We start from the raw sequence: 12,809 nt of genomic DNA on the forward strand, positions 1-12,809 counted from the left end.
AGTATCGCTGTGAGTGACATGAGAGGCCGCCTTCGATGAACGGCAACACCGAAGAGCTGGTCAAGGCCCTTCGTCAGGCGCTGAAAGACAACGAGCGGCTCAAGCGCGAAAACCGCCAGTACCTGGCCGCCGCAACCGAACCGGTCGCGGTGGTCGGCATGGCCTGCCGGTACCCGGGTGGGGTGAATTCGCCAGAGGCTTTGTGGCAGATGGTGGTTGACGGCCGCGATGTCGTCTCGGAGTTCCCAGCGGACCGCGGCTGGAACCTGACCGGCCTGTTCGACGCGGATCCCGACGCCGTGGGCAAGTCGTACGCGCGGTGCGGCGGGTTCCTCTCGGACGTCGGCGATTTCGACGCCGCGTTCTTCGGCATCGCGCCCAGCGAGGCCCTGGCCATGGACCCGCAACAGCGCCTGCTGCTCGAGGTGTCCTGGGAGGCGTTGGAGCGGGCCGGGATTGACCCCGCCACCCTGCGCGGCTCGGCGACCGGTGTGTTCGCCGGGATTTTCCACGGCTCCTACGGCGGGCAGGGACGGGTGCCGGGACACCTGGAGCGCTACGGCCTGCGCGGTTCGACGCTCAGTGTCGCCTCGGGCCGGGTGGCCTATTCGCTGGGATTCGAAGGCCCGGCCGTCTCGGTCGACACGGCGTGTTCGTCGTCGCTGGTGGCCCTGCACCTGGCGGCGCAGTCGTTGCGTTCCGGCGAATGCGATCTCGCGCTGGCCGGCGGCGTGACCGTGATGGCCACCCCGGCGATGTTCATCGAATTCAGCCGGCAGCGGGCACTGGCCGCCGACGGCCGGTGCAAGGCGTACGCGGGTGCCGCCGACGGCACCGGGTTCTCCGAGGGCGTCGGCGTGCTGGTGCTGGAACGGCTGGCCGACGCGCGCCGGCACGGGCATCCGGTGCTCGCCGTGGTGCGTGGGTCGGCGGTGAATCAGGACGGCGCCTCCAACGGCCTTGCGACGCCCAACGGGCCGTCGCAGCAACGGGTGATCCGGGCGGCGCTGGCCAACGCGCGGCTGGGCACGGCCGACGTCGACCTGGTCGAGGGTCACGGCACCGGCACCACGCTCGGGGATCCCATTGAGGCGCAAGCGGTTCTGGCGACTTACGGGCAGGACCGGCCGACGGATCAGCCGCTGTGGCTGGGCTCGATCAAATCGAACATGGGCCACACGTCGGCCGCCGCGGGCGCCGGCGGAGTGATCAAGGTGGTGCAGGCCATCCGCCACGGGGTGATGCCCAAGACGTTGCACGTGGATGAGCCGACGCCGCATGTGGATTGGAGCGCCGGCGCGGTGTCGCTGCTGACCGAGCAGCGGGGATGGCCGGCGGTGGAGCGGCCGCGCCGCGCGGGGGTCTCGTCCTTCGGCATCAGCGGCACCAACGCGCACGTCATCGTGGAGCAATACACCCCGGAGCCCGAGACCGCCACCCGCCCAGGCGATGACGTGGTGGTGCCGTGGGTGCTCTCGGCCCGCTCGGGGGAGGCGCTGGCGAACCAGGCGGCTCGGCTGCTAGCCCGGGTGAAGGCCGATCCCGGTGTGCGGGTGCTGGATGTGGGCTGGTCGCTGGTCGCGACGCGGTCGCGGTTCGAGCACCGCGCGGTGGTGGTGGGCGCCGACGGCGCGCAGCTGCTGCGCGGGCTGACGGCGCTGGCGGCCGGTGAGCAGGGCGCGGGCCTGGTGGTGGGCCGCGCGCACCCGGTCGGCAAGACGGTGTTCGTGTTTCCCGGCCAGGGCTCGCAATGGCGCGGCATGGGCGCCCAATTGCTGGACAGCTCACGGGTATTCGCCGAGCACATGCAACGCTGCGCTGACGCGCTCGCCGCATACGTCGACTGGTCGCTGATCGACGTGATCCGCGGCGCCCGGGCACGCCCGGGTTGGATCGGGTGGACGTGGTGCAGCCGGCGCTGTGGGCGGTGATGGTGTCGCTGGCCGAACTGTGGCGTTCGGTGGGCGTGACGCCCGATGCGGTGATCGGCCATTCGCAGGGCGAGATCGCGGCGGCCTATGTGGCGGGCGCGCTGTCGCTGGACGACGCCGCCCGGGTGGTCGCGCTGCGCAGCCGGCTGCTGGTGCGGTTGGCGGGCCGGGGCGGCATGGTCTCGTTGGCGTGCGGTCTGCCGCGCGCCGAGCAACTGATCGCGGGCTGGGGTGAGCGACTGAACATCGCCACCGTCAACGGCGTTGCGGCGGTGGTTGTTTCGGGTGAGGTGGACGCCCTTGCCGAACTGATGCAGCGGTGCGACGCCGACAACATCCGCGCCCGCAGGATCGACGTCGACTACGCATCGCATTCGGCGCAGGTGGACGCGATTCGCGAGCCATTGGCCGACGCGCTGCACGGCCTCGCGCCGCGATCGTCGGCGGTCGCCTTCTTCTCCACGGTCACCGGTGAGCCGATGGACACCGCGGGGCTGGACGCCGACTACTGGTTCCAAAGCATCAGGCACACGGTGCAATTCGAGCGGGCGGTACGCAGCGCGTGCGACGCGGGATACCAGGCGTTCATCGAATCCAGCCCGCATCCCGTGCTCATGGCCGCCATCGAAGACACCATGCCGGACAGCGAGCGGGCGTGGGTCATCCCGTCGCTGGGCCGCGACGACGGCGGCCTGGACCGCTTCTGGCTCTCGGCCGCCCAGGCCCACGTCTTTGGCGTGGCCGTCGACTGGCGCGCCGCGATGGCCGGCCTGGGTGGCCGGGCCGTCGATCTGCCGACATACGGCTTTGTCCGGCAGCACTTTTGGCTCCCTGGCGGGTCGGCGGGGACGCAGGACGTCACCACGCTGGGCCTGGCCGCCGCCGAACACGGGCTGCTCGGTGCGGTGGTGCCGCGGCCCGATTCCGGCGGCGTGGTGCTGACGGGCCGGTTGTCGACGGCGGCGCAGGCGTGGCTGGCCGATCACGCGGTGGGCGAGACGGTGCTGTTCCCCGGCGCCGGGTTCGTCGAGCTGGCGATCCGCGCCGGCGACGAGGTCGGCGCGACGGTGCTCGACGAGCTGACGTTGTCGGCTCCGCTGCTGCTGCCCCCGGCGGGCGGTGTGCAGGTGCAGCTGGTGGTCGGCGCGCCCGACGAGGCGGGGTCGCGACCGTTGTCGGTGTATTCCGCCGGCGCCGAACCGGATTCGGAGTGGACGTTGCATGCCGAGGGGCTGCTGCGCCCCGGCACGGTGACGCCGGGCGCGGACCTCTCGATCTGGCCGCCGGCCGGGGCGACCGCGGTGGACGTCACCGGCGCCTACGCCCGGCTGGCGCAGCGGGGCTACGACTACGGCGGCGCGTTCCGGGGTCTGCGGGCCATGTGGCAGCGCGGCGACGAACTCTTCGCCGAGGTCGTCGTGCCCGACGACGCCGGGACCCAGGACGGCGGCTTCGGGCTGCATCCCGTGCTCCTGGACGCGGCGCTGCATGCGATCGGCGTCGCCGCCGAGCAGGACCAGACCCTGCTGCCGTTCTCGTGGCAGGGCGTGTCGCTGCACGCCTCGGGTGCGTCGCGGGCGCGGGTCCGGATCGCGCCGGCCGGCGCCGGGTCGGTATCGGTGGAACTGGCCGACGGGACGGGACTTCCGGTGCTGTCGGTGCGGTCGTTGGCCATGCGCCCGGTCTCGGCCGAGCAGTTGACGGCCGCTCCCGCCCAGCGCTCGCGCGCCGAGGGGTTGCTCGACGTGACGTGGTCCCCGATCGCGCTGGGCGGCGCCGATTCCGGTGCCGGGGCCACGCTGTGGGAGCTGGGCGATCACGGCGGTGACGTGGTGAAGGCGGTGCACGCCGCGGCCGCCGAGATCTTGGCGGCGCTGCAATCGTGGCTGCGCGACGAAAACGCCGGGGTGCTGGCCGTGCAGACCCGCGGGGCCGTCGCCCTTGCCGGCGAAGAGGTTTCGGACCTGGCCGGCGCGGCGGTGTGGGGCCTGGTGCGGTCGGCGCAGGCCGAGCACCCGGGCCGGATGGTGCTGATCGACTCCGACGGCTCCCTCGACGCCGCAGCGGTGATCGACTGCGGCGAACCGCAGGTGGTGGTGCGTCAGGGCACGGCGTACGCGGCGCGGCTGCGCCCGGTGCGCGTGGGCCCCGTCGCCGCGCTGCCCTCCGCCGCCTGGCGGCTGGATGCCGGTGGCGAGGGCACGCTGCAGGACCTGGTTGTAAGTGCCTGCCCGCGAACCGAATTGACCGGCGGGCAGGTGCGGGTGGCGGTGGCCGCGGTCGGCGTCAACTTCCGCGACGTCCTGGTGGCCCTCGGGATGTATCCCGGCGGCGGCCAGCTCGGTGCCGAGGGCTCCGGCGTGGTCGTCGAGGTGGGACCCGACGTGACCGGGCTGGCCGTCGGCGACGCGGTGATGGGACTGCTCGGCGTCGTCGGTTCCGAGGCCGTGGTGGATCACCGCGTGGTGACACCGGTGCCGCCGGGCTTGTCGCTGGTGGCGGCCGCGGGTGTGCCGGTGGTGTTCCTGACGGCGCTGTACGGGCTCTCGGTGCTGGGCGGGCTGCGCGCCGGCGAGCGGGTGCTGGTGCACACCGCCACCGGCGGGGTGGGCATGGCCGCGGTGCAGCTGGCCCGGCACTGGGGCGCCGAGGTGTTCGTCACCGCCAGCAGCGGCAAGTGGGACACCTTGCGCGCGATGGGGTTCGACGACGACCACATCGGCGATTCGCGGACAACGGAGTTCGAGACGAAGTTCGGCTCCGCCACCGGCGGTGCCGGGTTCGACGTCGTGCTCAACTCCCTCGCGGGTGAGTTCACCGACGCGTCGTTGCGGCTGTTGGCCCCCGGCGGGCGATTCATCGAGATGGGCAAGACCGATGTGCGCGATCCGCACGCCGTCGCCGACGAGTATCACGGCGCGGTGTATCGGGCGTTCGACCTGATGGAGGCCGGCCCCGACCGCACCGCGGCCATGCTGGCCGAGATCGTTGGTCTGCTGACCGCCGATGTCTTGAAACCGTTGCCGCTGAAGACCTTCGACGTCCGCTGTGCCTCGGCGGCCTATCGATACGTCAGCCAGGCGCGCCACATCGGCAAGGTCGCGCTGACCGTCGGATCGGGACCCGGCGAAGTGCTCAGCGGCTGCGGCGGTGGGCTGGCGGACGCCAGCGTGGTGATCACCGGTGGCACCGGCATGGCCGGTTCGGCGCTGGCCCGCCACCTCGTCGACCGTTACCGGGTGGCGCACGTGGTGCTGGTCAGCCGCACCGGCGCCCGGGCGGCCGGCGTCGACGAACTGGTGGCCGGGCTGCAAAACGCCGGCGCGCAGGTGTCGGTGGTGGCCTGCGATGTCGCCGATCCCGAAGCGGCGTCGGCGATGCTGACCCAGATCCCCGCGCAGTACCCGCTGCGCGGAATCGTGCACGCCGCGGGCATTCTCGACGACGGGCTGATCTCGTCGCTGACCCCGGATCGGGTGGACGCGGTCCTGCGCGCCAAGGTCGACGGGGCCTGGAACCTGCACGAGCTCACCCGGCACCTGGATCTCTCGGCGTTCGTGGTGTTTTCGTCGATGGCCGGGATCGTGGGAACCCCGGGTCAGGCCAACTACGCGGCCGCCAACAGTTTCCTCGACGGGCTGGCCGCATACCGGCGCGCCCACGGACTTGCCGGCCTGTCGCTGGCCTGGGGACTGTGGGAGCAGGCCTCGGCGATGACGGCGCACCTCGGGGACCGCGACAAGGCCCGGATGAGCCGGATCGGGCTGGCACCGCTGTCCACCGAACAGGCGCTCGCGGCGTTCGACGCCGCGATGCTGGTCGAAACCCCGATGCTGGTGGCCGCGCGGGTGGACCGGGCGGCCCTGTCCGACAACATCGCCGCGCTGCCCCCGCTGCTGCGGGAACTCGTCGCCGGCCCGACCCGGCGCGTCATCGACGACACGGATGTCAGCGCGTCGTCGACCGGGCTGGCGGCGCGGCTGCACGGGCTGACTCCGGAGGCGCGACAGCGCGAGCTGGTCGACCTGGTGTGCGGCAACGCGGCGATGGTGCTGGGCGTGCCCAATCCGGCGGACATCGACGCCGGCCGTGCCTTCCAGGAGCTGGGGTTCGATTCGCTGACCGCGGTCGAACTGCGTAACCGGCTCAAAAACGCTACGGGCCTTACCCTTTCGCCGACCCTCATATTCGACTATCCAACACCCACCGTGCTGGCCGCGCACCTGGACACCCAACTCGCCGGCACCGCCGGTGCCGGCGATCAGCCGAACCTGATGGGCCGCTTCAACGACATCACCCGGGAACTGCAGGCGCTGCTCGGGGCGCCCACCTGGAATGCCGACGACAAGTCGGTGCTGCGGGCCCGGATTCACAACCTGCTCGCCGCGCTCCCGCCGGGCGATGATTCCGATGCCGAACACCTCGACGACGACCTCGACGCCGCCACCGAAAGCCAACTCTTTGCGATCCTCGATGAAGAACTCGGCCGCTGACACCCCGCAAGGAGCAACGATGCCGGGCACCTCGCAACACGTCGACTACCTGAAACGCCTCACGGCGGATCTCAGGCGGACCCGGCGGCGTGTCGCGGAACTGGAGGGCCAACTCTTTGAGCCGGTCGCCGTGGTGGGAATGGCATGTCGCTACGCCGGGGGCGTGGAATCGCCAGAAGACCTGTGGCAACTCGTGATCGAGGGCCGCGACACGGTGTCGGACTTCCCAGCCGACCGCGGTTGGGACGTCGAGGGGTTGTACGACCCCGACCCCGACGCCAAGGGCAAGATGTACACCCGGCAGGGCAGCTTCCTGCAGGACGCGGGTGACTTCGACGCCGGATTCTTCGGCATCGGGCCCAGCGAGGCGCTGGCCATGGACCCCCAGCAACGGATGATGCTGGAGATCTGCTGGGAAGCGTTGGAGCGGGCCGGCATCGACCCCTTCGCCCTGCGCGGCTCGGCGACCGGCGTCTTCGCCGGGGTGATCCACGCCGGCTATGGCGGCGAGGTGAAGGGCGAGCTGGAGGGCTACGGGCTCACCGGCTCGACGCTGAGCGTGACCTCGGGCCGGGTGTCCTACGTCCTGGGCCTGGAGGGCCCGGCGGTGTCGGTGGATACCGCCTGCTCGTCGTCGCTGGTCTCGATGCATCTGGCCGCGCAGTCGCTGCGGTCCGGGGAATGCGATCTGGCGCTGGCCGGTGGGGTGACCGTGATGGCCACCCCTGCGGCTTTCGTCGAGTTCAGCCGCCAGCGCGCGCTGGCCCCCGATGGTCGCTGCAAGGTGTACGCCGGTGCGGCGGACGGGACTTCGTGGTCGGAGGGCGCGGGCGTCCTGGTGCTGGAGCGGTTGGCCGATGCGCGGCGCCTCGGGCATCCCGTCCTGGCGGTACTGCGCGGCACGGCGGTCAACCAGGACGGCGCGTCGAACGGGTTGACGGCGCCCAATGGGCCGTCGCAACAGCGGGTGATCCGCGCGGCGCTGGCGAACGCCGGGCTGGCGGCCGCGGACGTGGATGTCGTCGAGGGCCACGGGACGGGGACGGTGCTCGGGGATCCCATCGAGGCCCAGGCGCTGCTGGCGACCTATGGGCAGGATCGTCCCGCGGACCGGCCGCTGTGGTTGGGGTCGATCAAATCCAACATCGGTCACACGTCGGCCGCGGCGGGGGTGGCCGGGGTGATCAAGATGGTGCAGGCGATCCGGCACGGGGTGATGCCCAAGACGCTGCATGTGGATGTCCCGTCGCCGCATGTGGATTGGACGTCCGGCGCGGTGTCGCTGTTGACCGAGCCGCAGCCGTGGCCGGATCACGGCGGGATACGGCGGGCGGGTGTCTCGTCGTTCGGGATCAGCGGCACCAACGCGCACGTGATCGTCGAGCAGGCCCCGGCGCAACTCGACAGCGACGCCGAACCGGTGGCGGGGCCGTCGAATCCGGTGATCCCGTGGGTGATTTCGGCCCGGTCGCCCGAGGCGTTGGCCGGCCAGGCCCAGCGGCTGCTGGACCGGCTGAGCGCCGACGCGGATGCGCGGGCGGTGGATGTCGGGTGGTCGCTGGCGACCAATCGGGCGGCCTTCGAGCACCGCGCGGTGCTGATCGGTCGCGACCGCGAGGCGCTGACAACGGGGTTGGCGGGGTTGGCCTCCGGGCGGCCCGACCCGGGCGCGCTGGTCGGCCGGACCCGGCCGGCGGGCAAGCGGGTGTTCGTCTTTCCCGGCCAGGGCTCGCAGTCGCTCGGGATGGGCGCCGAGCTGTACGACCGTTTTCCCGCGTTCGCGCAGGCCTTCGACGAGGCGGTCGCCGCGGTGGACGCGCACGCGCGGCTGCCGCTGCGCGAGGTGATGTGGGGCACCGACCCGGAGTTGTTGCAGAGCACGGAGTTCGCGCAACCGGCGTTGTTCGTCGTCGAGATCGCGCTGGCCGCGTTGTGGCAATCCTTCGGTATCACACCGGATGTGGTGATCGGGCATTCGGTGGGCGAGATCGCCGCGGCGTGCGTGGCGGGGGCGATGCCGCTGCCCGACGCGGCGCGGCTGGTGGCGGCGCGCGGCCGGCTGATGGCCGGGCTGCCCGCCGGCGGGGTGATGGTCGCCGTCAGCGCAACCGAAGCCGAGGTGGCCGGACTGCTGAACGGCGCCGTGAGCATTGCGGCGGTCAACGGCCCGCGGTCGCTGGTGCTCTCCGGTGAGCGGGACGCGGTGGGGGCGGTCGCGGACCGGCTGGCCGCCGGCGGCGCCCGGGTGCACCGGCTGGCGGTCTCGCACGCGTTTCACTCGCCGTTGATGGAGCCGATGATGGGGGAGTTCGCGGCGGTGGCCGCCGGCGTGTCGGCCGGCCAGCCGCGGATCGCCCTGGTGTCCAACCTGACCGGGCAGCTGGCCGGCCCCGACTATGGGACCGCCGGGTACTGGGTCGACCACGTGCGCAAGCCGGTGCGATTCGTCGACGGTGTGCAGCTGGCCGAATCCCTTGGTGCCGGGGTGTTCCTGGAGGTGGGTCCCGGCGCGGCGTTGACGTCCGCGGTGGAGCAGTCGCTGACCACCGAGCGCGCCACCTCGGTGGTGAGCATGGCCAAGGACCGGCCCGAGGTGGACTCGCTGCTGCGGGCGGCGGGGCAGCTGTTCACGGCCGGCGCCGACGTGCGATGGGCCGCGGCGTTTGCGGACGGCTGGGCACGCCGTGTCGAGCTGCCCACGTATGCCTTTGTGCGGCGCAGGTTTTGGTTGTCCAGCGATTCGGTGGGTTCGGCCAACATCGCCAGCCTGGGTCTGGCCGAGGCCGAGCACGCGCTGCTGGGCGCGGTGGTGGACCGGCCGGATTCCGGCGGCGTGGTGTTGACGGGCCGGCTGTCGATCGCCGCTCAGCCCTGGCTTGCCGACCACGCGGTGGCCGGCACGGTGCTGTTCCCGGGCGCCGGCTTCGTCGAGTTGGCGTTGCGGGCCGGCGACGAGGTCGGCTGCTCGGTGGTCGAGGAGTTGACGCTGGCGGCGCCGCTGGTGGTGCCTGCGGCCGGGGTGGTGCATCTTCAGGTCGTGGTGGCCGGGGCAGGCGACGCGGGCACACGCACGGTCACGGTGTATTCGCGTGCCGCCCAATCTGATTGGGTGTTGCACGCCGAGGGCGTGTTGAGCGGCGGTGCGCCGGCACCTGACACCGACCTGTCGGTGTGGCCGCCGCCGGGCGCGGACGCGGTGGACGTGACCGGCGCGTACGACGGCCTGGCCGGACGCGGCTACGGATACGGGCCGGCCTTTCGCGGGCTGCGGACCGTATGGCGAAGGGGGACTGAGACTTTCGCCGAGGTGGAGCTTCCAGAACAGGCCGGGGTGGCGACCGGCGGGTTCGGCATCCACCCGGTGCTGCTGGATGCCGCGCTGCACGCCCTGGGCGTCGCCGACGAGCGGATCGAGACGGTCTTGCCGTTCTCGTGGCAAGGAGTGTGCCTGAACGCGGCCGGCGCGTCCCGGGTCCGGGTCAGGCTGGCGCCGGTCGGCGCCGGCGCCGTGTCGGTCGAGCTGGCCGACTCGTCGGGGCTGCCGGTCCTGTCGGTGCGCGAGCTCGTGACGCGCGCCGTCTCGGCCGACCAGCTGGCCGCGGCCGTGGCGGCGCGCTCCGGCAGCGGTGAGCTGCTCGACGTGGTGTGGTCACCGGTCTCGCCGCCCGGCAACGACGTTGGCTCGGACATCACCGTCTGGGAGTCACCGCCGGCCGGCCCGGGCGCGGTCGGCTCGGTCTACCGCGCGACCCACGAGGCCCTGGGTGTGCTGCAATCCTGGCTGACGGCTGAGCAGGCCGGGGTCCTGGTGGTGCTGACCCGCGGGGCGGTGGGCCTGGCGGGCGAGGACGTCGCGGACCTGGCCGGTGCCGCGGTGTGGGGGTTGACCCGTTCGGCCCAGGCCGAGCATCCCGGCCGCGTGGTGCTGGTCGACACCGACGGGACCCTGGATGTCGCAGCGGTGATCGGCGGTTGTGGCGAGCCGCAATTGGTGGTGCGCGACGGCGTGGCCTACAGCGCCCGGCTGAAGCCGGCCGACCAACGGCCGCTGCTGCGGTTGCCCGATCCGCCGTCGGCATGGCGGCTGGCCGCCGGCGATGCCGGGACGCTCGAGGACCTGGCGGTGCAGGAGTACCCGCCGGCGGCGCTGGAGTCCGGTCAGGTGCGCGTCACCGTGGCCGCCGCCGGGGTGAACTTCCGCGATGTGCTGGTGGCGCTGGGCATGTACCCGGGTGCGGCGCAGCTGGGCGCCGAGGGCGCGGGAATCGTCACCGAACTCGGCGCCGGCGTGGCGGATCTGGCCGTCGGCGACGCGGTCATGGGGATCTTCGGACTCGCCGGCTCCGAGGCCGCCGTCGACCGCCGGTTGGTGACCCGGGTGCCGCGGGGCTGGTCGATGGCGCAGGCCGCGGCCGTGCCGGTGGTGTTTTTGACGGCGTATTACGGGCTGTCGGTGCTGGCCGGTCTGCGCGCCGGGCAGCGGGTGCTGGTGCATGCCGCCACCGGCGGGGTGGGCATGGCCGCGGTGCAGCTGGCCAGGCACTGGGGCGCCGAAGTGTTCGCGACCGCCAGCCGTGGTAAGTGGGACACCTTGCGCGTCATGGGGTTCGACGACGCGCACATCGCGGATTCGCGCACCCTGGATTTCGAGCAGAAGTTCGCCGGCGGCATGGACGTGGTGCTCAACTCCCTGGCGGGGGAGTTCAACGACGCGTCGCTGCGGCTGCTGGGGCCCGGCGGCCGCTTCATCGAAATGGGCAAGACCGACCTGCGTGACCCGGATGCCGTCGCGGCCGACCATCCCGGGGTGACGTATCGCGCGTTCGATCTCATGGAGGCCGGCCCCGACCGCATCGCCGAGATGCTGGCCGAATTGATGGACCTGTTCGCCAGAGGTGTCCTGATGCCGTTGCCGGTCAAGGAATTCGATGCGCGCAGCGCCGCCGACGCCTACCGGTTTGTCAGCCAGGCCCGCCACGTCGGCAAGGTCGTGCTCACCATGCCGGACGGGCCCGCCGGGCTGGCCGGCGGCACCGCGCTGATCACCGGCGGCACCGGCATGGCGGGTTCGGCGGTGGCGCGTCATCTCGTCGAGCGGCACCGGGTGCCGCATGTGCTGCTGGTCAGCCGCAGCGGGGAACGCGCGGGCGGCATGGCCGACTTGGCCGCCGAGTTGCGCGAATTGGGCGCATCGGTGTCCGTTGCGGCCTGCGATGTCGGTGACCGGGACGCCGTCGCCGAGCTGCTGGCGCAGGTGCCGGCGCGGTACCCGTTGCGCTCGGTGTTCCACGCCGCGGGGGTGCTCGACGACGCGGTGCTCGCGTCACTGACGCCCGCGCGCATCGACACGGTGTTGCGGGCCAAGGTCGACGGTGCCTGGAATCTGCACGAGCTGACCGGCGGGCTGAATCTGTCGGCGTTCGTGGCGTTTTCGTCGATGGCGGGCATCGTCGGGGCGCCGGGCCAGGGGAACTACGCGGCGGCCAACAGCTTCCTCGACGCGCTGGCGGCGCACCGGCGCACTCGCGGGCTGCCGGGACTCTCGGTGGCCTGGGGGATGTGGGAAGAGACTTCGACCATGACCCAGCACCTCGGCGAGCGTGACAAGGCGAGGATGAGCCGGGCCGGGCTGAGCGCGCTGTCCACTCGCCAGGCGCTGGAGCTGCTGGATGCCGCGTTGCTGACCGAACAGCCGATGGTGGTGGCCACCCGGCTGGACCGGGCGGCGCTGGCGCACCACGGCGACACGTTGCCGCCGCTGCTGAGCCAGTTGGCCACCCGCCCGGCCCGCCGGGTGCTGGAGCACACCGACATGGTCTCGCTGACGGGCCTGCGGGCGCGGCTGGAGGGCATGACCCCCGACCAGCGACACAGCGAACTGGTGGAATTGGTGTGCAGCAACGCGGCCACGGTGCTGGGCCACAGCTTTGCGGACGTCAATGCCGACGACGCGTTCGGCGACCTCGGGTTCGATTCGCTGACCGCGGTCGAACTGCGCAACCGGCTGAAAATCGCCACTGGGCTTACCCTTTCGCCCACGCTGATCTTCGATCAGCCCACGCCGGGCGCGCTCGCCGAGCACCTCGGCGCCCAGCTGGCCGGCAGCGCCCCCGGCGCCCCCGCGATCGGTGCCGCCGCGGCGCCCGATCGCATGGCCCGCTTCAACGACATCGCCCGGGAGCTGCAGGCGCTGCTGGGCCAGCCCGACCTGAGCCCCGGTGACAAGGCGCAGCTCATCACCCGGCTGGAAGGCCTGTTGGCCGCGGCGACCGGCCGGGCGCAGGCCCCGCTGCTCGAACACCCCGCGGACGCGTTCGACGACGACATCGCCACCGCCACCGAGAGCCAGCTGTTCGCGATTCTCGACGAGGAAGCCGGCCCCTGA

At 72.3% G+C, this 12,809-nt stretch carries 1 protein-coding gene and 1 pseudogene; both read left to right on the top strand.

From position 1 onward, the window contains the following. The first annotated feature begins 35 nt into the window (after window positions 1-35). Window positions 36-6,424 (top strand): annotated as a pseudogene (locus B9D87_RS04330) (SDR family NAD(P)-dependent oxidoreductase). Window positions 6,425-6,443: 19 nt separating this feature from the next. After that, complete coding sequence (locus tag B9D87_RS04335) at window positions 6,444-12,809, top strand: type I polyketide synthase (protein WP_007776019.1); 6,366 nt, start codon at window positions 6,444-6,446, stop codon at window positions 12,807-12,809.

This window comes from Mycobacterium colombiense CECT 3035, assembly GCF_002105755.1.
GTDB lineage: Bacteria > Actinomycetota > Actinomycetes > Mycobacteriales > Mycobacteriaceae > Mycobacterium > Mycobacterium colombiense.

Bases quoted from the DNA above. Each gene is read 5' to 3' on its own strand.
- B9D87_RS04335 (WP_007776019.1), top strand. From the start codon at position 6,444: ATGCCGGGCACCTCGCAACACGTCGACTACCTGAAACGCCTCACGGCG.